A 23,476-nucleotide genomic window follows, 5' to 3' on the forward strand; every position below is an offset into this window, starting at 1 on the left:
TTTATTCAACCCACTACAGTTGACAGAGAGCCATAAAAATAAGGACATTCCAATAAAGGAAGTCCTTTTTAGCACTACTATAAATCAGAGACATTTTATTCTATAATCATTGACCAAAATATAATTTTTGGTCAAAATTTGGTCAAAATTTGGTCAAAAAATTAAAAATGCTAAATTATTTTTAAAAATGAACTTGAGAAAATTGCCTTCAAATAAACATTTTGAATTTTCTTTGTCTTTCTTTACATTAGTAAAAATGCCCCCTGCAGGAATCGAACCTGCAACTACTCCTTAGGAGGGAGTTGTTATATCCATTGAACTAAGGGAGCTAGAGAAAAACTCTGCCGAATGAGCAGAGTTTTTTGGTCGAATTAACGACGGATTTCTTTGATACGAGCTGCTTTACCTTGAAGAGCACGCAAGTAGTACAATTTCGCACGACGTACTTTACCGTAACGAACAACTTCGATCTTTTCAACACGTGGAGTGTGGATTGGGAAGATACGTTCAACACCTACACCGTTAGAGATTTTACGAACTGTGTAGTTTTCTGAGATGCCAGCACCTTTACGTGCAATAACGACACCTTCAAAGATCTGAACACGTTCACGGTTACCTTCGACAACTTTCGCGTGTACACGAACAGTGTCACCAGGACGGAATGATGGGATATCAGTACGAAGTTGACCTTCTGTCAAGCTTTGGATTAATGGATTCATTTTATTCTCCTATCTTTGTCAATCTTGAGGAAGCTTCCTCAGCGGATAAACTGTATTTTTGTGCGTCCATTACACACAAGATACAGTTTACCAAATTTCTTAAAAAAAGTAAAGAAATTTACAGTAAAATTCCTAAAAAAATAGCAAGCAAACCACCTAAGTAGGTCAAGAGAAAATATCTGTAAAAGACCTTCTTATCAGCTAAGAGTTTTTGGAGTTCATCATTCAAGGTTGAAAAAGTGGTTAGACCTCCACAAAATCCTGTGGCAAGGATAAGATAGACTTCTTTAGACTCCACATGATTGTAAAATAAGCCAATCAAAAAACAGCCCAGTAGATTAGCTATGAGAGTTCCTAGAGGCAGTACTGAACCCTGATTATAACGTGAAAAGAAATAACGCACGAGGGCACCTAGTCCACAAGCAAGCGCTAGATATAATACTACCATTTCTTCCTCCCTAAACAATAAGCCAATAAAAGTCCACCACCAATGCTCAGAACTAGATAGATTACTAGACTTAGGTAAGAACCTGTATCCAGCAATTTCACGCCATCTAACATGAGGCTTGAAAAAGTCGTTAAACCTCCACAGAAGCCAGTTCCAAGCGCTAAAATGACACCTTTACTGCTTCCCTTATAAACCAAATAACCTTTGACAAGATAGACTAAGCAGAAAATTCCTAGATAGTTAGCAAAGAGAGTTCCCCATGGAAAATCTGGACTAGCTGGCAACCATCTCGAAATCTGATATCGGACAAGTCCTCCTAGCATGGCAGCTAGAAAGATTCCTAATGGATAAAATTGTTCTTTTTTCATTTGATGTTTTTATCCTGATAATCGCGCGAACGTTTGAGAATATCAGAAAAAGTCTCAACGATTGTCTCTTCGTATTTTTTATTGCTGACGTGATTTCTGACTTTTTCAAAGATAACTTCTTCTCTTTTAGTATCTAGAATAGCTTTTCCTGAAGCTTTTTTATAAGCCACTACACTCTCAACTAGATGCATTCTTTCTTCTAAGAGTTTTACAATTTGGTCATCAATTTGATCGATTTCTTGTCTAATAATATCTAAATCCATAGAGTCTCCTTCATTATTTGAATGATTGTATCAAAAAGCTTCTAAATGGGCTAGTTCATCCCTAGGGACGACTAACAAAAACTGCACTGACAACTTTCATCAGTGCAACTTCATGCTTATCCTACTTTAGCAGCCAATTCTTCTGCAAATTGTTCCAAGCGTTCGATATCTTCTTCTTCTGCAGAGAGATCCACTTTGACACACTCTGATCCCTTTTCAGCTCCTGTTGCCACAAATACACGATCAAAGTCATCAACAGCCTTACAGAACTCATCGTAGAAAGTATCGCCTGATCCTACCACACCGTAGATTTTGCCACTCAAGTTAAGATCTGCTAGGTCTTCGTAGAAGTCCATCATCTCATCTGGTAACTCTCCATCACCGTAAGTGTAGGTTGCAACGATTGCGATATCTGCTTCAAGAAAGTCAGATGCGTCAACAGTTGTACACTCATCAACATCCACCTCTAAGCCCAACTCACGCAATTTATCTGCTACAATATCTGCAATTTCTTCGGTATTACCGGTCATACTGGCAAATACAATTTTTGCTAATGCCATATCGTCCTCCTCAATTTATCTTTCTCCATTATATCACATCTTTTTCATTTTAAAAATAAAAACTCTTGTGCTACAATGAAATAAGAAAGAATTGAGGTCACTTATGGAAATTTGCCATCAAATTTTAGAAAAAATTAAAGCATACGATACCATCATCATTCACCGTCACATGAAACCAGATCCTGATGCCTTAGGAAGTCAGGTTGGACTCAAAGCACTTCTGGAACATCATTTCCCAGAAAAAAAAATCAAGGTAGTCGGTTATGATGAACCTACTCTAACATGGCTTACAAAGATGGATCAGGTAGAAGACAAAGATTATCAAGGCGCGCTTGCTATCATTTGTGATACAGCCAATACGGCTCGCATTGATGATAAGCGTTACCAACATGCTGAAACTGTTATCAAGATTGACCACCATCCAAATGATGAAGTATACGGAGATCTTGTTTGGGTAGATACCAACTCGAGCAGTGCCAGTGAGATGATTGTTCTCTTTGCTGAAGCAACTAATCTTGAATTATCTGACTATGCAGCTAAAATGCTATGCGCTGGAATTATTGGCGATACCGGCCGTTTCCTTTATCCGTCTACTTCTGCTCGTACCCTTCGAATTGCTAGTAAACTAAGAAAACATAACTTTGACTATGCTGAATTAGCACGTAAAATGGACACCATGAGCTTTAAAATTGCTAAACTTCAAGGTTATGTCTATGATCACTTAGAAGTTGATGAAAACGGTGTTGCGCGTGTCATTTTGACTCAAGAAATTCTAAAAACATATCAAGTAACAGACGCAGAAACAGCAGCCATTGTTGGTGCTCCAGGTCGTATTGATACTGTTAACCTTTGGGGAATATTTGTGGAACAAGCAGATGGCCACTATCGCGTTCGACTTCGCAGTAAATTCGTTCCAATCAATGGTGTTGCAAAAGAACATGATGGTGGAGGTCACCCACTTGCAAGTGGTGCTAACTCCTATAGCCTAGAGGAAAATGAAATTATCTATCAAGAATTAAAAAACTTACTGAAAAAATAGATAAAAAGCTTGCCAAACTTATCAGAATCTGATAGACTAGTATGGTAACAATCTATGGCTCGCAAAGAGACCATGGCAGAAAGGAAATATTGCAAAATGAAAAAAGATATCCATCCAGAATATCGCCCAGTTGTCTTCATGGACACAACTACTGGTTACCAATTCCTTAGCGGTTCAACAAAACGCTCTAACGAAACTGTTGAGTTCGAAGGCGAAACTTACCCATTGATCCGTGTGGAAATTTCATCAGACTCACACCCATTCTACACTGGACGTCAAAAGTTCACTCAAGCAGATGGACGCGTGGATCGTTTCAACAAAAAATACGGTCTCAAATAATCATAAAAAGAACAGTTCCGACTGTTCTTTTTTGTTTCTTCAAATTAGGAGTCAATCACAACTGCTGTACCACTACAAGTGACCATCAGCATACCATTTTCAGCACCTAAAGTTTCATAGTCCATTTTTATACCTATAATAGCATTTGCTCCACGTTCACTTGCACGCTCCATCATTTCTGCCAGAGCTTCTTCTCTTGCTTGAGTCAATTCACCTTCATAACTACTAGCTCGTCCTCCAAAAACATTACGGAAGCCAGCAGCCATATCTTTGAACATATTAACGCCAGCAACCACTTCACCAAAGACAATTCCTTTGTAGGCTAGGATTTTCTTCCCTTCAATTCCCGTAGTTGAAATAATCATCTTCCTTTCCTCCTAACTTCTTTTATATAATTGTAAACCCTCTCACTAACTCTGTCAAGAAATTCTATAAAGGAATCAGTGCTTGAAAGGAAACTCTTCTCACCATCCTTGTTTGCTATCCATTTAGTGCCAATTGTATGGATGGTGACCTAAATCTTTTCTTTTCAAGTCTAACTTGAGATAGGCTTCTCAGCCTCACTATTCTTACCAATAGTAGAGCTTAAAATCTATGACTGGTATAAAAGAGACTGTTCTTCTCTGCCCCTTTTTTGCCCCAAAACTACAAAAAAGCCTACTGACCAAGCTAGAAAGCTTGATACAATAGGCTTTTTCTAAATTCATTATTTAACAGCGTCTTTAAGAGCTTTACCAGCTTTGAATGCTGGAACTTTTGAAGCTGCGATAGTAATTTCTTTACCAGTTTGTGGGTTGCGACCTTTACGTGCTGCACGCTCACGAACTTCGAAATTACCAAAACCAATCAATTGAACTTTTTCACCAGCTGCAAGGTAATCAGCTACTGCTGCAAATACAGCATCAACTGCTGCTGCTGAGTCTTTCTTTGTCAATTCTGTAGCTTCTGCTACTTTAGCGATCAAATCTTGTTTGTTTGCCATGTTAATAATTCCTCCAAATATTTTCTAATTAACAATTACAATCATATCCTAAATTCTCTTGTAGGTCAAGTCAAAAACGCTATTTCTTGCTATTTTCTTTATTTTTTTAGGACTCGTATCTGACTAAAATAGCCCAAGCATTTTCACCTGTATGGGTCTGAATAATAGAACCTGTTTCAAGTACAGAGATTGGTTTTTCAACGAATGGTTGTAAGATTTCTTTCATCTCTTCTGCCCAGTCCCGAGTTCCAGAATAGGAAATACCAATTTCTGCAACAGAACGCTCTGACAGTTTTGCAACTAGCTCATCTAACCATTTTTTAAAAGTTTTAGCTCCACGTCCTTTAACGATTGGTTGCAATTCATCATCTTTCATCTGCATGACTACGCGGATATTTAATAGAGAGCTTAAAAGACCTGTCACTCGGCCAATACGGCCACCTTTAACAAGGTTTTCCAAGGTAGAAACACCGATGTAGAGCTCTGTGTTCTTCTTTACTTCTTCAACATGAGCCACAATTGTCTCAATGTCTTGTCCTTCTTGAGCTAACTTAGCTGCTTCAACTACTTGAAATTTTAGGGCTTGATCTGTAAAGGAACTATCCAATACGGTCACATTAGCCGTTGACAAACTTGCACCCTGACGAGCTGCTTCGACAGTTCCTGACAAGGCATGAGACATATGAATGGCTAAAATTTGACTACCGTCTTTACTCAACTCATCAAAGATCTCAGCAAAGAGTCCAACAGGAGGTTGACTTGTTTTAGGCAGATTTTTACTCTCTTTCATCAAGCGAAGAAATTCCCCTTCTTCAAGATCAGCATCCGAATAAAGAACACTATCAATCATTACAGAGAGCGGAACGACGGTAATATTTAATTCTTTGACCACTTCTGGTTCAATGGTAACAGAAGAATCTGTTACGATTTTTACTTGTGTCATAATTCAAATCTTTCTATGTTTCACTTTTTGAGTGAGTTTTTTCAATTTAACTATAACAATTATATCAAAAAAAAGCTAAAAATTCATGCTGTATCTATTCATTTTTATGATGGAATTTATAGATTTTTAAATCTTTATTTTATAAAAATAGTCGCCTACTAAGACGACTACTGTTCATTTATCATAAACGTTCATACAATTCCTGCATTTGTATATCATCAGGAACCAACTTGAGATAGTGTTGAATCTGTTCTTTTGCTTCTTCAAACCTTCCAAGTTCGCGTAATAGATGAATGTATTGCTCTAAAAACTCTGGATTTTCCTTGAGTTCTGGAACCAATGCCTGATAAGATTCATAGGCAGCATCCAAATCTTCAGTTTCTTGGTAACTCCGTGCAATCATCCACTTAGTCAAGAGATTTTCTGGCTCATATACTTCTAAGGCTAGAATATCCTCATACCTTTCTTGCTCCTGATACATGGTTGCTAGTCGCAAGAGGATTTCTTCTTGGTCTTCCGCATCTTCTTGAGCTTGAAGAAGATAAGCTTCCGCCTGCTCAGGTTGATGCAATTCGTAAGATAATTGTGAAGCAAGGAGTAGTAAACGTGTCTCGAAAGGATTTTTTTCCAAACCTTGTTGAGCAATCAGTAAGGCTTGCTCAGTCTGGTGTTCCTTATGTAGAGCCTGACTGTAACCATACTCATACCCTTCAAAATCTGGAGAAATAGTATCCAGCTGTTTGAAATATAAAACTGCCTTTTGATATTCCTCTTGATCAAAGTAAAGACTTGCTAATTCAAATGCAGTCTGATCTTCATAATCTAACTCTAAAGCTTTTTCTAAAAACTCTATGGCTGATTCAAACTTTCCAAGTCGAGCATAGGCAGTTCCAATTCGTTGATAGGTCGAAATCCCTGTCTGCTCATATATTTCACGATTATCCAGTTGAGCATAGCCCTTAATCGCTTCTAAATCATTTCCAAGTTCACTATCTAACTCTGCTAGCCCAAAAATCAATAAAGGATCATCAGAGTAATTAAGAGCTTCTAATAGCTTGTCGCGAGCTACATCCGTCAATCCTTCCATTTGATAGAAATCAGCCTTTAAAACAAGAGCAGATACATAAGAATCGCTATTGGGTTGAATTTCTTCTAGATAGGCAAATGCTTCTTCAATTTGTCCGTCTTCACTTGCGATGCTAGCTAGATTGAGATTTACTTCTGGAAATATTGGAGCTAGTTTTTCATAGATTTGACGAGCTTGTGGATAAAAACCAATACCTTCTAAATAATAAGCCAGTTCCAAAAGAAGATCATCAGAGTCTTCTACCAATGCTTTTTGAAAATAGTGATCAGCTCTTGTTAAATCTTGCTGATCCAAAGCTTCAAGCATTTCTTGACTATTGCTCACCTTCAACCTCCTCTTCTAACTCATACAGACCACTAACTTTTTTATACCATTCAAAAATAGCTGAAATAACAACTTTGGCTGAAGCATAAACAGGAATTCCCAATAGGACTCCCCAAACACCAAACATAGAACCAGACGTCAACAAAACGAATAGAATAGTGATTGGATGGATGTTTAGTTGACTACCTAAAATCAATGGAGACACAAAACGACCTTCAATTGTCTGCTCTACGATAAAAACGATAATAGCTTTCAAGAGCATAACTGGTCCAGCAATTAACCCTAAGACCAGAGCTGGTATCATAGCAAGGAAACTTCCAAGATAAGGGATAAGATTTAAGACCCCAGCAGTAATACCAAGAGTCACCGCATATCTCAAACCAATAATTTTAAAGAAGATGATAAACATAATTGCCACGATAATAGCAACAGTAATTTGTCCTCTAACATAGTTAGAAAGTTGTTGGTTCACATCCGTTAGAACCTTACCTACTGGTTCTCTCAATTTATTTGGTAAGAATTGAGTGATATGATTTCTCAAACCTTTTCCATCTCTAAGAAGATAAAAGAGCATAAACGGCATGATAATTAGAGCAACAATGACTTGAGACGTTCCACTGATAAGAGCACTCACCCAGTTCACAGCCTTAGAAGATATATTACTAGCCCAAGCAGTTGCTTGTGTTGAAAACTGAGCCAGAACCTGTTCCAGTTGAGGTCTAAAGTCATCTGGCAAACGCTTAGTTACAAGATCATCAATAACTCTATCAGCATCTTCGAGATAATTTGGTACATTTTGCGCAAAAATAACTACTTGACGTTGAAGATTTGGAATCGCAACAGCCAGACCAATAATCAGAAGTATAGCAATAATGACAAAGATAATACTAATGGCTAAGACACGATTTATCTTGTACTTCTCCATCAAATCCACCAGTGGGTTTAAGAGATAAAAAAGCAATCCTGATAAAATAACAGGTAACATGACCACTGATAAAAAATCAACGACAGGGATAAATAAAAAACTAATCTTACTTAAAATAAAAATATTGAGACCTAGTAACAAGGCTACCAAAAATACAGTAACAGCCTTATTATCTAAAAACCATTTAAAAAACCAAGATAAATTAAAATGTTTCTCTTTTTGTTCCATATCTACTTCCTTTCCTTTGTCTTTTCATTATACCATTTTTACAGGGAATAAACTGTTTTTAAAGTGTTGAGGTGACGATTGAAAACTCTAAAAATCCATCTTGCATTTTACTAATTTTATACTTAGAAGTTTCATTGTTTTCCCTACCATTATCTTCAGTTATCCCAATTTATGATATAATAGAAACATCTTTATTTAGAGGTATAGCTATGATTGAAACAATTTATTTCGGAACCTACACTCGTCGCTTATCCCAAGGGATTTATCAAGCTGATTTTGATACAGAGACTGGGAAACTATCCAATCTTAAACTATTTGCTACTGAACCAAGTCCTACCTATCTTGCATTTGATCAAGAAAATCACCTCTACACTGTCGGTAGCAAAGATGGACAAGGGGGAATTGCTGCCTATCAAACTGATGGTACTTTGCTTAACCATGTTGTAACAGAAGGAGCCCCTCACTGTTATGTTGCTGTTGATGAAAAACGTGGCCTAGTATACGGTGCTAACTATCATAAGGGACAAGTTCTGGTCTATAAACGTAAAGAAGATGGTAGTCTAGAATTGGCTGATATAGTTCAACATAGCGGTCATGGTCCTCATGAAAATCAAGCTTCTCCACATGTACACTTTACAGATTTAACACCAGATCAGTATTTAGTCACTTGCGATTTAGGTACTGATGAGGTTACTACTTATGATGTCAATCCAGAAGGAAAACTAAATAAGCTAGCTACTTACAACTGTAGCCCTGGTGCTGGTGCACGTCACCTTGTTTTTCATAACCACTACAAGATTGCTTATCTCATCTGTGAACTCAATAGTTCAATTGAAGTATTGATTTATGATGGTGTTGGCGCATTTGAAAAAATGCAAGTTATTTCTACACTACCTGAAGGATTTAATGACTTTAATGGAACTGCTGCAATTCGTCTCTCAAAAGATGGAAAATATCTTTACGCATCAAACCGTGGTCACGATTCTATTGTAGTCTACACTATTCTAGCTGATGGCAGTTTAGAATTGTTGGAATTTGTTCCTACAAACGGGAAAACTCCTCGTGACTTTATCCTTTCACCAGACCAAGAATTCCTCATCGCTGTTCACCAGGATTCTGATAATGCAACTGTCTTTAAACGTAATTCAGATACTGGTCGTCTTGCAGAACTTTCCAATGATTTCCACGTTCCCGAAGCGGTTTGCGTCACATTTTAAACATAAAAAATGAACTTGATTCTCAAATCAAGTTCATTTTTTTATAATTTATTTCCGACATTGATTCGGTTAATAGCACGTTGTAATGCAATCTTAGCACGACGCTCTTGGTCAATCAAGTGTTTGTCTTGCGCTTCTTCGATTTCACGTTCTGCACGAAGTTTGGCACGTTCTGCACGGCTAATATCGATATCACGAGCACGCTCAGCTGAGTCTGCAATAATGGTAATGACATCATTAGCAATCTCGATGATTCCTCCGTTTACTGCTATCCAGTTGACATGAGAATCATCATCAATACGTTTGACTTTAACTTCATCAACTGCTAATACCGCAATCATATTTTGATGTCGTGGCAAGATCCCCATCTCACCATCCAGAGTTCGAACCGATACAAAGCTGGCATGGTGATCATAGACGAGGCCATCTGGTGTCACGATCTGGACAGTTAACTGAGCCATAGATCACCTCTTAAAATCCCATTTTTTCAGCCTTAGCGATAACATCTTCGATTGAACCTACTCCACGGAAGGCATCTTCTGGGAGATGATCGTGTTTTCCGTCGAGAATTTCCTTAAATCCACGAACTGTTTCGGCTACTGGAACATAAGAACCTGGTTGACCAGTAAATTGTTCCGCAACGTTGAAGTTTTGTGAAAGGAAGAACTGAATACGACGGGCACGAGCAACCAAAGTCTTTTCTTCATCAGAAAGTTCATCCATACCAAGGATGGCAATGATATCTTGCAACTCATGGTAACGTTGAAGAACACGTTTGACCTCAGCCGCAACTGCGTAGTGTTCTTCTCCAACGATTTCAGGTGCCAAGGCACGTGAACTTGAAGCAAGTGGGTCAACGGCTGGGTAGATACCCAATTGAACCAATTTACGTTCCAAGTTGGTAGTTGAATCCAAGTGAGCGAAGGCTGTTGCTGGCGCTGGGTCAGTATAGTCATCCGCTGGCACGTAGATAGCCTGGATAGAGGTTACAGAACCTTTCTTAGTTGAAGTGATACGTTCTTGCAATTGACCCATTTCTGTTGCGAGGGTTGGTTGGTAACCAACGGCTGATGGCATACGACCCAAAAGGGCAGATACTTCTGAACCAGCTTGTGTGAAACGGAAGATGTTGTCAATGAAGAGAAGAACGTCTTGGCCTTCTACATCACGGAAGTATTCAGCGATTGTCAAACCAGTAAGGGCAACACGCATACGTGCTCCTGGTGGCTCATTCATCTGACCAAATACCATGGCTGTTTTCTCGATAACACCTGATTCTTTCATTTCCCAATATAGGTCGTTCCCTTCACGAGTACGTTCCCCAACACCAGTAAATACTGAGATACCACCGTGTTCTTGGGCAATGTTGTGAATCAATTCTTGGATCAAGACAGTTTTACCGACTCCGGCACCACCGAAGAGTCCGACTTTACCACCTTTAAGATAAGGGGCAAGAAGGTCGATAACCTTAATCCCTGTTTCGAGGATTTCTGAAGAGGTAGACAACTCATCAAAAGTAGGTGCTTTTTTATGAATTGGCTGGCGTTCTGCGTCTTCTCCAAAAGGAGCTTCCAAGTCAATGGTATCTCCCAAAACGTTGAAGACACGTCCCAAGGTTTCTTTACCTACTGGTACAGAGATTGGACGACCTGTGTCCAATACTTCCATTCCACGAGTCAAACCATCTGTTGATTCCATGGCGATGGTACGAATCATACCATCCCCCAACTCTAAGGCTACTTCAAGGACGATTTTTGTTTTCTTTTCGTCATTTTTGTAGACGACAAGTGCATTGTTAATCTCAGGAAGTTTTTCCCCTGCTGCAAACAAAACGTCTACAACGGGTCCGATAACCTGAGCAATTTTACCTGAACTCATCTCCTTCTCCTATTCTATATAAGATACTGTCGGTTCCTAGTTTTGCTAGGTCCTAAGTTCATTGATATGAGCAGGATGGCTTTATTCTAAAGCGCTAGCTCCTGCCACGATTTCTGTGATTTCTTGTGTAATCGCCGCCTGTCTGGCACGGTTATACTGGATTGTCAAATCATTAATCACTTTTTTTGCATTATCAGTCGCTGTTTGCATGGCTGTCATACCTGCAGCATTTTCAGCTGTCTTGGCATCAATAATAGCACCATAAATCATACTTTCTGCAAACTGTGGTAGCAATTGATCCAAGATTTCTTCACAACTTGTTTCAAGGTCAAAGGTCAAGCTATAGTTATCATCTGCTTCATTTGGATCCAAGTCCACGATTGGAAGCATCTGTTCTACACGCATTTGACTTGTCAATGTATTCACGTGGTGGTTGTAGCAAACGTAGAGCTCATCGAAAAGTTCGTTTTGATACATTTCAATCGTTTTTGTGATAATCTTACGAACTTCATCAAAACTTGGTTGGCTTGCAAGTCCACGCAATTCATAGATAGGTTGAATACCACGTGATTTGAAGAAATCGGCTCCCATACCACCAATACAGATGACTTCAAAATCATCACCTGAAGGATGGTATTCTTGCTGAATTTCCATGACAGCTTTTAAGATTGAAGAATTATATCCTCCAACAAGACCACGGTCAGATGTAATGACGATATAGCCTGTTTTTTTGACGGGGCGACTGATCAACATAGGGTTAGTTGATCCGCCTGCACCATCTCCGTGGAGGATGTCTGTAACTAGTTTACGCACTTTTTGTGCATACACTTGGAAGTTACGAGCTGCTTCTTCAGAACGACCTAACTTAGCTGCAGAAACCATCTGCATAGCGTTAGTAATTTGACTAGTATTTTTTGTTGAGGCGATTTTTGTTTTAATATCATTTAGAGATACTGCCATCTGACACCTCTATTCTTATTGGAAGCTTGATTGATTGAGAAACTCAGTAATCGCAGCATCCAAGACTGCTTCATCTGGCAAGTCTTTTGTTTCACGAATGGTTTCCAAAATTTCAGGATGTTGAGCATCAAAGAACATATGGAACTCTTCTTCGAAACGAACGATATCGTCTACAGGAATTGTATCCAAGAAACCATGTGTTAAAGCATAGAGAATAGTAACTTGTTTCTCAACAGGTAATGGTTTGTGAACAGGTTGTTTCAATACTTCTACAGTACGACGACCACGGTTCAATTTAGCCTGAGTAGCCGCATCCAAGTCAGAACCAAATTTAGTGAAGGCTTCTAACTCACGGTATGAAGCAAGGTCGATACGGAGTGTACCAGCAACTTTCTTCATGGCTTTAATCTGAGCAGAACCACCAACACGCGATACAGAAGAACCCGCATCAATAGCCGGACGGATACCCGCATTAAAGAGACTATCACTTAGGAAGATTTGTCCATCTGTAATAGAGATTACGTTTGTAGCGATATAGGCTGAGATATCTCCGGCTTGTGTCTCGATAAACGGAAGGGCTGTGATAGATCCTCCACCCAATTCATCCGAAACTTTAGCTGAACGTTCAAGTAGACGGCTATGAAGGTAGAAGACATCCCCTGGGAAGGCTTCACGACCTGGCGGACGACGGAGCAAGAGAGAAAGTTCACGATAAGCTACCGCTTGTTTAGATAAGTCATCATAAACGATCAAGACATGCTTACCTTGGTACATAAATTCTTCCGCCATAGCAACCCCTGCATAAGGTGCAAGGAAAAGCAATGGTGAAGGTTGTGAAGCTGACGCTGTCACGACGATTGTGTAATCCAAGGCTCCGTACTGACGAAGTGTTTCTACTTGTGTACGAACTGTTGATTCTTTTTGACCAATCGCTACATAGATACAAATCATATCTTGACCTTTTTGGTTCAAGATTGCATCGATAGCGATGGTAGTTTTCCCTGTTTGACGGTCACCGATAATCAACTCACGTTGTCCACGACCGATTGGAACAAGGGCATCAATAGCTTTCAAACCAGTTTGCAATGGTTGTGATACTGATTTACGTTGCATAACCCCAGGAGCTGGTGCTTCAACTGGACGAGTTTTGTTTGTGTCGATTGGACCAAGCCCATCTACTGGACGACCAAGTGGATCCACGACACGTCCAATCAAGCTATCACCAACTGGAACTTCCATGATTTTCCCTGTACGACGAATAGTGTCGCCTTCGCGGATATCTGTAAAGTCTCCAAGGATGATGATACCAACATCTGTTGATTCTAAGTTTTGCGCCATACCATAAGAGCCGTTTTCAAAAATCAACAACTCTCCACTCATGGCATTTTCAAGGCCATGAGCACGCGCAATTCCGTCACCGATGTAGGTTACAACACCAGTTTCAGTCACATCAAAATTGGGTTTGAAATTTTCAATTTGTTGCTTAATTAAAGCGCTGATTTCTTGTGCGTTAATTGCCAAAAGAACACCACTTTCTATTTCAAATTTTCCTTAACAACTTTAAGTTGTTGTTTAATACTAACATCAATTGTCTTGTGATTGGCGATAATAACAAAACCACCGATTAAACTATCGTCGATTTCTTCTTTAATGCTACGCACTTTTAAAGACATCTTTTTCTCTATAATTGGAAGCAAACGTTCTTTTTGTTCATCCGTTAGAGGATGAGCAGACACAATCGTTACTTCAAAACGATTCGTTTCTCTCTCAAGACGGTTTAAACAATCTACAATCACATCATAAAAAAGATTTGAACGATGATTGTACAACAGAACTTGAATGAAGTTTTGTAATAATGGCGATGCAGAATCTTGGAAATAACTGACTGTTTTTTCCTTGTCAGACTCATCAACATCTACCTGAGCCAAAAAAGAAGGCAAGTCTGTTTCTTCAGCGACTTGCTTAATCTGGGTCAAGTCTGAGAAGATAGAATCTTCTTCTCCTTTTTCAATCACCAATTGGACAAAAGGCATGCTGTATTTTTCAATTACCTTTACTGTCTTTTTGTCCATTAAGCTTCTCCTAGCTGATCAATATACTGATCAATGAGTTCTTTATGGGCATGACCGTCAAGGTTTTGTGAGATGATTTTTCCAGCTAGACTAACTGTCAAATCTGCTACCTCACCTTTAACGCTTTGTAAAGCCTCAGCTTTATTTTGCGCAATTTCTTGGTTAGCTTTTTCTTTCAAGCGACCAGCTTCTAGCTTAGCTTCAGCCAGAATATCTGATTTGCTCTTTTCAGCTGTTTCCTTTGCATTCTCGATAATCGTTTTAGCTTCGGTACGGCTACCTGCTAGCTCAGCCTCTCGCTTACTTGCTAGTTCCTCAGCCTTTTTACGAGCTTCCTCAGCACCATCAATATCTGAAGAAATCTTTTCAGCACGTTGATCCAAAATACTGGTAATATTTCCCCAAGCATATTTCTTAACTAAAAAAATTAATAAAAGGAAGGAACCAGCGATAAGAATAAAGTCACCGATAATGGTACTAATAGTTAAATCCATCTTCTAATCCTCCTCTACTTACTCTTCCTCACCATTTACCTTTTTACCAATGTACATAGAAGACAACATGGTAAATACATACGCTTGAATACATGAAATGAAAATTGAAAAGGCTGTCCATAACATGTTTGCAATAAAGGCAAAAGGATACCAATAAAAGGCATATTGTGACAAGGCTAATAACAATCCTGCCAAGACCTCACCGGCGAAAATATTTCCGTAAATCCGAATCGCCAAGGAGGCAAAATTGGTGAACTCTTCTAAAACGTTCATCGGAGTCATAAAGCCAGGAGTAACAAATGCTCTCAAATATTCTTTAACGCCTCTACGACGAATTCCTTCTACATGGGCGATCAAAGTGATCAATAAGGAGAGGGATAAATCGTATCCAAGGTTGGCTGTTGGGGAAGTCCACAAGTTATAACCGTTTGTTGTTTGTACTTTTGCCATTAAGCCAATATTGTTGGCAACCAAGATAAACAGAAATAGAGAGAACAAGAACAAGGAATAATCCTTGATATATGAATCTCCAATGTTTGGTTTTGTAAAACCAATCACAAAGTCATAAATCATCTCAAGAGCATTCTGTTTGCCCTTTGGACGGATGGCCATTTTACGACTTGCCCAGTAGACAAAGGCAAAAACCATCAAAACAGTTACAAGAGACATGGCAAGCAGGGTCAAATCAAAGGATATTGGTCCAATATTAACGGTTGGATTCAAACTTTCTTCCATGGTTTGACACCTCCATTTCTAAATAGAGTTGTCTATTTGATAACGAATGACATCGCCAAGGTTACAAAGAAAGTTCCTTCGATAAAGGCAATCCCCATGATCATCAAACTACGCAATTGAGGGATGATATCTGGTTGGCGTGCTGCAGATTTGAACAAACCGTTCATCAAAAATCCTTCTGCAAGAGATACACCCATACAGGCAAGACATAGACCGAAAAATGTTAAATTCATGACGAATTCTCCTTTTTTAAATTAAATTTACTTCCCTAGTTTAGTCCTAAAATTTGCTTTTGTCAACTCTTTACTAGCATTGAAAGCGTTTCTAATCATTTATTTCTATTTTTATGATTTTCAAGACAATTATATAGAAAATTTTAATGTCTTTTCAGGTTATTTTTCTTATCTTTCCTATTTTTCTGAAAAGAAAAATCCAAGTTTCAAAACCTGGATTTATCGTTTCTTATTTAAAATAATAGGAATGGTGGCTCTGGCAAGCTAGATTAAAGAGTGTTGCACAATAAGGACAGCTCCCCTTTTCTCTATACTCCTCATAAGTTAGGTTCTTCTTACAGGAACCACATAAGATAGGTTTATTCTGTTTAAGTCTTAAAGGATAGGGAGAAAATGTGTGCTCCTCTAGCGCATTGTGACACTGATAACAGGCATAGTATTTCTTACACTCATTACACTGGAGCGCTACGATATCTTTATCACTATGGTAATGAACACATCTGCTTTCATCATCTACTAGTAATCCATGAGCTTGAACCATTGACTTTCCTTATCTAGGCACGAACTGTAACGCTTGTTCCATCTTCTTTGTAAAGATTAATCAAACCTTCTTTCAAAGCACGGACCATATCACCTGCTTGTACTGGTTGTGGAACCTTGATAGTTAAAAGTTCCATTGGATTTGGTGCACGGTCAATCTTGTTACCTTTGGCATCATGAAGGTCTTCGATATAAGTTTCAAAATGGCGGAAACCTGGGCCATAAAACTCAACTTGGTCTCCTTCGTTGATAACGTTACGTTGGCGAATAGTTGCTGTTTGCGTTGCATCATCATAAGATACTACTTCAGCAACAAACTTGTATTCTGGAATCTTACGACGAGCACCGAACAGTTGTTCGTTTTCAGATGGTGTTCCGTAATAGAAACCTGTAGCCAATTCACGTTGAGCTACCTTCCACATTTCATCAATCAAGTCTTGCTTGATAGCTTCAAACTTTTCAGGACTTTCAAGGTAGGCATCAACGGCAGCCTTGTAGCAGTTTGTCACTGTTGAAACATAGTGGATAGACTTCATACGACCTTCAATTTTAAGACTGTCCACACCATTTTCAATCATATCTGGGATATGGTCAATCATAGACATATCAACCGCAGACATGGAGAACTCTTCAGGAATTTCTCCCTTGAGACTCTTACGCTCTTTACCAAATGGCATATCGTAAAGGTCATATTTCCAACGGCAAGATTGTGAACATCCACCACGGTTGGCGTCACGCATACTCATATGGTTAGAAAGCGTACAACGACCAGAGTAGGAAATACACATCGCACCATGTACGAATGCTTCGATTTCCACATCTGTACGTTTTCGGATTTCTGCCAGTTCTTCCATGGAAACCTCACGCGCCAAAACAACGCGAGTCAATCCAAGTTCTTTCCAGAATTCAAGAGTTTCATAGTTGGTCGCACTAGCTTGTGTTGAAAGGTGGATTTCAAGTCCTGGTGCTTCTGTTGCTGCAATCATGATTAAGGCAGGGTCAGAAACGATAACCGCTGCAATACCAATATCACGCAACTTACGGAACCATTCTCCGGCACCTTCTTCATTTCCTTCGTGCATAACCATATTAGCAGCCACATATACCTTAGCTCCATACTTAGCCGCGAACTGAACTCCTTCTTCCATTTGTTCGAAAGTGAAGTTTCCCGCACGGCTACGTAGACCATAGGCCTGACCACCGATAAAGACAGCATCTGCTCCGTATTGAACAGCTACTTTTAGTTTTTCAAGAGTTCCTGCAGGTGATAGAACCTCAGGACGTTTCAAAGTTTTTGTCATTTTTTCTCCTATTTGCAATATAAAAGTTTGACACCAATCTTAACTATTTTATAGTAAACAGGGTTCAAAATCAAGCCTTGAATGATTGTTTAGACAATTTTAATTTTCTTGAAAAGCTAAGCTCAACGAACTGTTTCTATTTGCCAAGCACTCCAACCTTTAAAACGAATGGCGCCCTTTTGATTCGTTTGGTATATCGAATTCCCAAGTTCTTGGTTACTTTCCCCATTTTTTTCTTTGAATTTTTTCTTCTTGTCTACCGAAATGACCGTGATTTTAGGGTGTACATTTTTGAAGATTTCGATATCTGTCTTTTTCTTCGATGCTTGCTGATGAGTTATTACTACATCTGCTTGGAGTTTTGAGGAATGACTCGTCAAGAACTTTTCCTCTATATTTCCAGTAACTAGAAAGGTTTGGTTTAGTAACTTTCCATACATTGTAATTGAATCACTTTTATCCTTATTTTGAGTTGCGATTACTTCCAAATTACTCCCAAAAATAGGTAACTGCTGTCCAGTTTTGATGGCAACTATCTTGACTTTGCTTTCCTTCAACTTATCCATGAATTCTCTCTGTGATAGAGTTTCTTCAGTTACTAGAATCTCTCTAAGCTGGAAGGCTTTACTGATTTCTAACACATGATCTAACTGCTTAGTATCACTAGTCGTCAGAACCAGCTGATCAATCTTGGCCACTCCTCGACTTTTTAGATAAGAGATTAAGCTACGTTTAGCATTGCTCGTGGTGACTTTCTCCTGCCAGGCTTCTTTCTTTTCAACTTCAGACTTCTCTCCGACATCCAGTAGAATGGTCTTGCCTGTCAGGTCTCTTAGGAAAATGCTTCGCCCCTGCTCCATGTCTAGGACTGTGATTTCATTTTCCAGTGGATGTTTGGTAATTAAAAAGAACGAGATGGCAACTATGCCAAGCATAGATATTTTTTTCAAATTCTTTCTATAATCATAAATCAGCGCCAAAGAAATTAAAAGAAATACCAGAATCCAAACACTCGGCTGACCAAAGACAATCGGACGACTTGATAGTTGATAAACAAAGCGTATGATACTTTCTAACCATTCAAAGATAAAGTTAAACTGAGTGAACGGGTATATCATTGACAAACAAAAGAGAATCGATAAGAGGGGCAATAAAACCATGTCAAATAAGAAAGAAAAAGCAAAAGTTAGGACAATTGACCACGGTTGAAATTCAGAAAAGTAAAACGATAAAATTGGCAAGATTCCCAAGGAAATAATAAAACTTTCTCTCACCAGACCTTTTATCCCTGCTACTTCTTCACCAGTCATGGTCAGGATAAAGGCATAGGCACAGGAGAGCACTCCACCAGCAGTTAGGAAGAAATTCGGCATGATAAGAAATAGAATAAGAATCGTCAAAGCAAAATTATCCAAGCCCTTAAAATCATGCTGAGCCAAGATCTTTTGTAAAAGACTTCTAATCACAGATGCTGAAAAACCTGTCATGCCTGCATAGAACAAAGAAAAAGGATAGACAAGCCATTTGAACTTCTCTTGAGTCAAGCCCAAACGTAAGAGTGATTTTTTAAAAGCATTCATAAAGAATCCTACTTGCATTCCTGACAAAGCAAATAGGTGAATAATTCCGAGGCTAGAATAGAGTTCATTCATTTCTTCAAAGTCTGTGTCCAAGTGCCCTAATAACAGACCTGTCATGTAGTTGCGCATGGGGTCGGGAAAGTTCCTTTTTATCCAGACAACTGCTTTTCTCCTCAAACTTGATAGATTTTCTCCGATATCCCAACTACTTATTTTCTTTAATTCCACAATTTCGGATATAGTCAAGGTCTGATAAATTCCCTGCGTTTTTAGATAATTTCGATAATCAAAACCCGCAAAATTACTGGCTCCTTGAGGACTAGCTAATTTCCCTTCTAAAGTAATTTCATAAATATCCGTTAGTTGTTGAAAGTCTTCTTTTTCTGCTTCCGATTGAAGTTTATAATAGACCTGAAACATTCTTTCTTCAGCTTTTCCACGAAAAGAAAGACTGTCGCCATTCACCTTGATAGTGTCAGGTAAGATTCGGACCGTATGAACCGAGTCAACGAGATGTTTACTAGCTTCTTCTTGCTGCCATTTTTGAAAAATAAACCAACTCCCAAATATGCTGCAAATCAAGAGGACCTTGGTTACCGTCTTCCATGGAAATTGGAAAAAGAGGCAAACTAGTAAAAAGACAAAGCCCAAAAGTGCTAAGAAATTTGCTGAAAAGATTGCATAATAGAGCCATAGCAAAAGAAAACTAAGATAGATTTTTGGAATTGGAAAGCGACTAATCCACTGTAACATACTCTTTTAACTTTTCTATCGTTTTTGCACCAATACCAGAAACCTTTTTGAGCTCATCAACTGACTTAAACTTACCGTTGGAATCACGATGGTCAATAATATCTTGAGCACGTTTAGCACCTAAGCCTTTGACTTGTTTCAGTTCCTCTAAACTGGCTTTATTGAGATTGACTTTCTTATTTTCCTTGCTGTTAGAAGCATTTGATTGTGTTGCTTGACTGGTAGCTTCTTCCTTAGTTGGAACATAGACAAGTGCTTCGTCACTAATTTTCTGAGCAAGATTGATAGATTTATTGTCTGCATTATCTGTCAGTCCACCAGCTTTTTGAACAGCATCATTGATACGACTTCCAACTGGCAAATCATAAATCCCTGGTGTTTTGACAGCCCCTTTGACATCGACAGTAATCAGATCTTGCTCCACCACTTCTTCCTTCTGATTTCCATCTTCCTTTTCATCCGTCGAATCCTTTGGAACAGCTATAACTTCAGACTGCAAATTACTTTCCTTAGCAGGTGTTTGAGCGACTGGTTTTAGGAGGAAAAATCCACCCAAGACCAAACCCAAACTAACACAGATAACGATAATTTTATATTCTTTGATTTTCTCAATAAGTTCTTCCATATTTTCTCCTCTCTTAGCTTATTCGTAAGAGAAAGAAAAAACAGCTGAAAAATCTTTTCAACTGCTTACTTATTTGCAAAATAATCCTCCTTGGTTAAAATGTAATGTACACGTGTTACAATTCGTCCTGGTTCTTTATAGTCCATTCTAGCATATGGTTCTTCGTGGGAGAAGTGCATACCTGATTTCTCCATGACTTTTCCTGACGCAGGATTATCCTTATCGTGAAGGGCCGTCAACTTATTCATCCCAATCTTTTCAAAAGCCAGTTCAATTACAGCTCTGTTGGCTTCTGTCGTCAAACCTTGATTCCAATATTTTTGATGGATAATATAACCAATGGCTGCCTTCTTAAGAACAGTGTCCATCTTGTGCAGGTCAATAGTTCCGATAAACTCTCCAGTACTTTTTAGTTCAATTCCCCATCGCCCCAAGGGATTGGCTAGATAAAACTGGGCAATATTATTCTTGGTTTCCTCTAAACTTTGATTGGTTGGAAAAGTATAGCGTGTATTTTCTATATCTGAGGCATACTCAAACATAGCTTCTGCATCATCGAGCGTTACTGGTCTAAGCACTAAGCGTTCTGTTTCGATAATTGGATGCTTAGCTAGTTTGATAAATAGTGATTCCATGATTGCACCTCCCAAAATAGGTTGCTAAAAGAATAACATAAAAGAAATAGGTTTACAAGTTTTTCATGTGAATAATGAAAAAACACTTCTTTCAAAAATATTTTCTAATTATAAAAATGTTACTCTCATAGTTTCACTCATAAACTTCCAATTATTGTTACCTATTTTCCAAATAAATCTTTAGTAATTAAGGACAATCCCCCAAAACCTACAAAGCCTGTGTTCCTATCGTCAAAATAACCTTCATGAAATAAAACTATTCCACCACTACCAACCACATTCTCAATATACTCACTATTTTCAGCTATTATCTTTGAAAAACCTGACTGTAAAAAAGTTGTAACTTTAAGTCCCTCTGGCAACAATAATAAATGAGCCGTTTGTTTTGCTAGCAAGATTGAAACAATATCTGTAACAGACTCTCTACCTAATATTTGAATTCCGCCAAAAAATTTCACTTTATCATTCTTCGTAATCATAATCTCATCAGAATAAATTGCATTTCTAACTTCTAGGTGTTGCTTTTTTAGCAATTTCCAAAGTTTATAATATTAGGATATTCTAGTATTATCATTAAAGCAATCATCTCCTAATACTAAATATAGATTAAATTTATTTTTAGTTGAATAATCATATAATTGTGAAATCAAATACTGTAAATACTCCTCTCTTCTTCTATAGTCACCAATAATCTCCCATCGTCCCGCATAGATATTAAATGCGAATGTAAAGTGAAGAAGAGAAGAATCTATATTGGCATCTTCATAAATAATCACGCAGCTTGTCCCTCTCTAAATTAAGTTTATTTTCTAAAAGCTTAACAAAAAATACAAGGGAAATCAATAATTTCCCTTGCCTTTTAAAGCGGTTTCATATACAATAAAGTCATCACAAAAACTCTGAAGAATGATGTGATACATAAATTGAAACAGCGTGATAGAAAGTGAGTTATCCTATGCTAATTGGAATTCCAAAGGAAATTAAAAATAATGAAAATCGTGTTGCTTTGACACCTGCTGGTGTACAAAGTCTCGTTGGTCGTGGCCACCGTGTCCTTATCGAAACAAATGCTGGACTAGGATCTGGTTTTACTGATGCTGACTATGAAAAGCAAGGAGCAGAAATTGTCGCAACTGCTGCTGAAGCCTGGGCTGCAGAATTAGTTGTTAAAGTCAAGGAACCGCTTGCTAGTGAGTACCAGTTCTTGCGTGAAGATTTACTTCTCTTCACCTACTTACACATGGCAGCTGCTCCAGAATTGGCTGATGCTATGCTTGCAGCTAAAACAACTGGTGTTGCTTATGAGACTGTCCGTGATACTCAAGGACAACTTCCACTTCTCGTTCCAATGAGTGAGGTTGCTGGTCGTATGGCTGTCCAAATTGGAGCCCACTTCTTGACGAAACAAGCTGGCGGTTCAGGAGTTCTACTCGGTGGTGTTCCTGGTGTTCCTAAAGGAAAAGTAACCATCATCGGTGGTGGTGTCGTTGGTACACACGCAGCTCGCATTGCGCTAGGTTTGGGAGCTCAAGTAACCATTCTTGATATCAGCGCTAAACGCCTCTCTGTCCTAGAAGATGTCTTTGGTCACCAAATCCAAACCCTGATGTCTAACCCATTTAATATCGAAGCAAGTGTACGTGAAGCAGACGTTGTGATCGGTGCTGTCTTGATTCCTGGTGCCAAAGCTCCGAAATTGGTGACAGATGAAATGGTACAACAAATGCGTCCTGGTTCTGTCATCGTTGACGTTGCTGTTGACCAAGGTGGTGTTATAGCGACAGCTGACCGAGTGACAACTCACGATGAACCAGTCTATGAAAAACACGGTGTTCTTCATTATGCGGTTGCTAATATTCCTGGAGCAGTTGCTCGCACATCTACGATTGCCCTTACAAATGTGACTCTTCCATATATCGAAGCCTTGGCAGGAAAAGGATTTAAGAAAGCTATTTCTGATGATGCTGGTTTACGTGAAGGAGTTACAACTTATCAAGGTATCCTCACTAGCCAACCAGTTGCAGAAGGCTTGGATCGTGACTTCACTTCAATCAGTGAACTTGTCTAAAATGATTTATAAATTTAAACTACAAAAATAGAATGCTACGTAAAAACTAGCTTCTAAATCTTAAAAACGAGCATTTCCGTTCTTGGAGATGCTCGTTTTCTCATGTCATGGTTTATAATTTAAATTTTGGTAGACTCTATTTTCTAATCAATGTGATCAC

At 38.6% G+C, this 23,476-nt stretch carries 28 protein-coding genes and 1 tRNA gene; 4 read left to right on the forward strand and 25 right to left on the reverse strand.

Annotated features, from left to right (window positions below; genetic code table 11):
* Positions 1-257 precede the first annotated feature (257 nt).
* The 6 genes from HMPREF2805_RS02310 to HMPREF2805_RS02335 form a co-directional block, all read right to left on the reverse strand.
* A tRNA-Arg gene (locus tag HMPREF2805_RS02310) sits at positions 258-329 on the reverse strand.
* A 42-nt stretch (positions 330-371) separates the two neighbouring features.
* Entirely contained in the window at positions 372-719 is a 348-nt protein-coding gene (rplS, locus tag HMPREF2805_RS02315) for a 50S ribosomal protein L19 (protein ID WP_001068670.1), read from the reverse strand.
* Positions 720-837: 118 nt separating this feature from the next.
* Positions 838-1,167: a fluoride efflux transporter CrcB gene (crcB, locus tag HMPREF2805_RS02320; RefSeq protein ID WP_049528200.1), complete on the reverse strand. Its 330-nt coding sequence runs from the start codon at positions 1,165-1,167 to the stop codon at positions 838-840.
* The gene (crcB, locus tag HMPREF2805_RS02325; protein ID WP_049528198.1) at positions 1,161-1,535 is read right to left on the reverse strand and encodes a fluoride efflux transporter CrcB; all 375 of its coding nucleotides are present in this window, start codon (positions 1,533-1,535) and stop codon (positions 1,161-1,163) included. Before crcB (HMPREF2805_RS02325) ends, crcB (HMPREF2805_RS02320) begins: the two co-directional genes overlap by 7 nt.
* The gene (locus HMPREF2805_RS02330) at positions 1,532-1,798 is read right to left on the reverse strand and encodes a chorismate mutase (protein ID WP_049528196.1); all 267 of its coding nucleotides are present in this window, start codon (positions 1,796-1,798) and stop codon (positions 1,532-1,534) included. Before HMPREF2805_RS02330 ends, crcB (HMPREF2805_RS02325) begins: the two co-directional genes overlap by 4 nt.
* A gap of 116 nt (positions 1,799-1,914) precedes the next feature.
* Positions 1,915-2,358, reverse strand: a complete 444-nt coding sequence (locus HMPREF2805_RS02335; protein ID WP_001162134.1) for a flavodoxin — start codon at positions 2,356-2,358, stop codon at positions 1,915-1,917.
* Between the two features lie 103 nt (positions 2,359-2,461).
* Here HMPREF2805_RS02335 and HMPREF2805_RS02340 point away from each other — a divergent pair, with 103 nt between their 5' ends.
* Together HMPREF2805_RS02340 and HMPREF2805_RS02345 are read left to right on the forward strand one after the other, a co-directional pair.
* Positions 2,462-3,397, forward strand: a complete 936-nt coding sequence (locus HMPREF2805_RS02340) for a DHH family phosphoesterase (RefSeq protein ID WP_075231231.1) — start codon at positions 2,462-2,464, stop codon at positions 3,395-3,397.
* Between the two features lie 96 nt (positions 3,398-3,493).
* Positions 3,494-3,736, forward strand: a complete 243-nt coding sequence (locus HMPREF2805_RS02345; RefSeq protein ID WP_000710764.1) for a type B 50S ribosomal protein L31 — start codon at positions 3,494-3,496, stop codon at positions 3,734-3,736.
* Positions 3,737-3,780: 44 nt separating this feature from the next.
* Here the strand turns inward: HMPREF2805_RS02345 and HMPREF2805_RS02350 are convergent, their stop codons facing one another.
* The 5 genes from HMPREF2805_RS02350 to HMPREF2805_RS02370 all read right to left on the reverse strand — a co-directional run bounded on the left by HMPREF2805_RS02350 (position 3,781) and on the right by HMPREF2805_RS02370 (position 8,225).
* On the reverse strand, positions 3,781-4,101 hold the full coding sequence (locus tag HMPREF2805_RS02350; protein ID WP_075231232.1) for a heavy metal-binding domain-containing protein: 321 nt from the start codon (positions 4,099-4,101) through the stop codon (positions 3,781-3,783).
* Positions 4,102-4,442: 341 nt separating this feature from the next.
* The gene (locus tag HMPREF2805_RS02355) at positions 4,443-4,718 is read right to left on the reverse strand and encodes an HU family DNA-binding protein (RefSeq protein ID WP_001284633.1); all 276 of its coding nucleotides are present in this window, start codon (positions 4,716-4,718) and stop codon (positions 4,443-4,445) included.
* 106 nt (positions 4,719-4,824) lie between these two features.
* Positions 4,825-5,661 (reverse strand): DegV family protein, encoded by an 837-nt coding sequence (locus HMPREF2805_RS02360; protein WP_061863182.1) that lies wholly within the window; start codon positions 5,659-5,661, stop codon positions 4,825-4,827.
* A 181-nt stretch (positions 5,662-5,842) separates the two neighbouring features.
* A complete protein-coding gene (locus HMPREF2805_RS02365) occupies positions 5,843-7,072 on the reverse strand; it encodes a tetratricopeptide repeat protein (RefSeq protein ID WP_075231233.1) in 1,230 nt (409 codons plus the stop codon).
* Positions 7,062-8,225, reverse strand: a complete 1,164-nt coding sequence (locus HMPREF2805_RS02370; protein WP_075231234.1) for an AI-2E family transporter — start codon at positions 8,223-8,225, stop codon at positions 7,062-7,064. Before HMPREF2805_RS02370 ends, HMPREF2805_RS02365 begins: the two co-directional genes overlap by 11 nt.
* A gap of 209 nt (positions 8,226-8,434) precedes the next feature.
* Between HMPREF2805_RS02370 and HMPREF2805_RS02375 the strand changes: the two genes are divergently transcribed.
* Positions 8,435-9,442 (forward strand): lactonase family protein, encoded by a 1,008-nt coding sequence (locus tag HMPREF2805_RS02375; RefSeq protein WP_075231235.1) that lies wholly within the window; start codon positions 8,435-8,437, stop codon positions 9,440-9,442.
* Between the two features lie 41 nt (positions 9,443-9,483).
* Here the strand turns inward: HMPREF2805_RS02375 and HMPREF2805_RS02380 are convergent, their stop codons facing one another.
* The 14 genes from HMPREF2805_RS02380 to HMPREF2805_RS02440 all read right to left on the reverse strand — a co-directional run bounded on the left by HMPREF2805_RS02380 (position 9,484) and on the right by HMPREF2805_RS02440 (position 21,781).
* A complete protein-coding gene (locus HMPREF2805_RS02380; protein ID WP_049503620.1) occupies positions 9,484-9,903 on the reverse strand; it encodes a F0F1 ATP synthase subunit epsilon in 420 nt (139 codons plus the stop codon).
* Between the two features lie 10 nt (positions 9,904-9,913).
* Positions 9,914-11,320: a F0F1 ATP synthase subunit beta gene (atpD, locus tag HMPREF2805_RS02385; RefSeq protein WP_000094353.1), complete on the reverse strand. Its 1,407-nt coding sequence runs from the start codon at positions 11,318-11,320 to the stop codon at positions 9,914-9,916.
* A gap of 81 nt (positions 11,321-11,401) precedes the next feature.
* On the reverse strand, positions 11,402-12,280 hold the full coding sequence (locus tag HMPREF2805_RS02390; RefSeq protein ID WP_075231236.1) for a F0F1 ATP synthase subunit gamma: 879 nt from the start codon (positions 12,278-12,280) through the stop codon (positions 11,402-11,404).
* A 15-nt stretch (positions 12,281-12,295) separates the two neighbouring features.
* The gene (gene atpA, locus HMPREF2805_RS02395) at positions 12,296-13,801 is read right to left on the reverse strand and encodes a F0F1 ATP synthase subunit alpha (protein ID WP_049503616.1); all 1,506 of its coding nucleotides are present in this window, start codon (positions 13,799-13,801) and stop codon (positions 12,296-12,298) included.
* Positions 13,802-13,815: 14 nt separating this feature from the next.
* The gene (locus HMPREF2805_RS02400; RefSeq protein ID WP_000359024.1) at positions 13,816-14,352 is read right to left on the reverse strand and encodes a F0F1 ATP synthase subunit delta; all 537 of its coding nucleotides are present in this window, start codon (positions 14,350-14,352) and stop codon (positions 13,816-13,818) included.
* Complete coding sequence (gene atpF, locus HMPREF2805_RS02405; protein ID WP_000366310.1) at positions 14,352-14,846, reverse strand: F0F1 ATP synthase subunit B; 495 nt, start codon at positions 14,844-14,846, stop codon at positions 14,352-14,354. Before atpF ends, HMPREF2805_RS02400 begins: the two co-directional genes overlap by 1 nt.
* 18 nt (positions 14,847-14,864) lie before the next feature.
* On the reverse strand, positions 14,865-15,581 hold the full coding sequence (atpB, locus tag HMPREF2805_RS02410; protein WP_000392935.1) for a F0F1 ATP synthase subunit A: 717 nt from the start codon (positions 15,579-15,581) through the stop codon (positions 14,865-14,867).
* Positions 15,582-15,613: 32 nt separating this feature from the next.
* Positions 15,614-15,814 (reverse strand): F0F1 ATP synthase subunit C, encoded by a 201-nt coding sequence (locus HMPREF2805_RS02415; protein WP_001054551.1) that lies wholly within the window; start codon positions 15,812-15,814, stop codon positions 15,614-15,616.
* A gap of 229 nt (positions 15,815-16,043) precedes the next feature.
* Positions 16,044-16,355, reverse strand: coding sequence for a CHY zinc finger protein (locus HMPREF2805_RS10510; RefSeq protein WP_083301265.1), 312 nt, complete (start codon positions 16,353-16,355; stop codon positions 16,044-16,046).
* 13 nt (positions 16,356-16,368) lie between these two features.
* Entirely contained in the window at positions 16,369-17,655 is a 1,287-nt protein-coding gene (locus HMPREF2805_RS02420; protein WP_049503610.1) for a peptidase U32 family protein, read from the reverse strand.
* A gap of 122 nt (positions 17,656-17,777) precedes the next feature.
* A complete protein-coding gene (locus HMPREF2805_RS02425; RefSeq protein ID WP_075231237.1) occupies positions 17,778-19,988 on the reverse strand; it encodes a ComEC/Rec2 family competence protein in 2,211 nt (736 codons plus the stop codon).
* Complete coding sequence (locus HMPREF2805_RS02430; protein WP_075231238.1) at positions 19,972-20,613, reverse strand: helix-hairpin-helix domain-containing protein; 642 nt, start codon at positions 20,611-20,613, stop codon at positions 19,972-19,974. Before HMPREF2805_RS02430 ends, HMPREF2805_RS02425 begins: the two co-directional genes overlap by 17 nt.
* A gap of 65 nt (positions 20,614-20,678) precedes the next feature.
* Entirely contained in the window at positions 20,679-21,248 is a 570-nt protein-coding gene (locus HMPREF2805_RS02435; RefSeq protein ID WP_075231239.1) for a GNAT family N-acetyltransferase, read from the reverse strand.
* Between the two features lie 161 nt (positions 21,249-21,409).
* Positions 21,410-21,781 (reverse strand): hypothetical protein, encoded by a 372-nt coding sequence (locus HMPREF2805_RS02440; RefSeq protein ID WP_075231240.1) that lies wholly within the window; start codon positions 21,779-21,781, stop codon positions 21,410-21,412.
* A gap of 422 nt (positions 21,782-22,203) precedes the next feature.
* Between HMPREF2805_RS02440 and ald the strand changes: the two genes are divergently transcribed.
* Complete coding sequence (gene ald / locus HMPREF2805_RS02445) at positions 22,204-23,316, forward strand: alanine dehydrogenase (protein WP_075231241.1); 1,113 nt, start codon at positions 22,204-22,206, stop codon at positions 23,314-23,316.
* The last annotated feature ends 160 nt before the right edge of the window (positions 23,317-23,476 follow it).

The sequence above is a fragment of the Streptococcus sp. HMSC034E03 genome (assembly GCF_001811505.1).
Lineage (GTDB): Bacteria > Bacillota > Bacilli > Lactobacillales > Streptococcaceae > Streptococcus.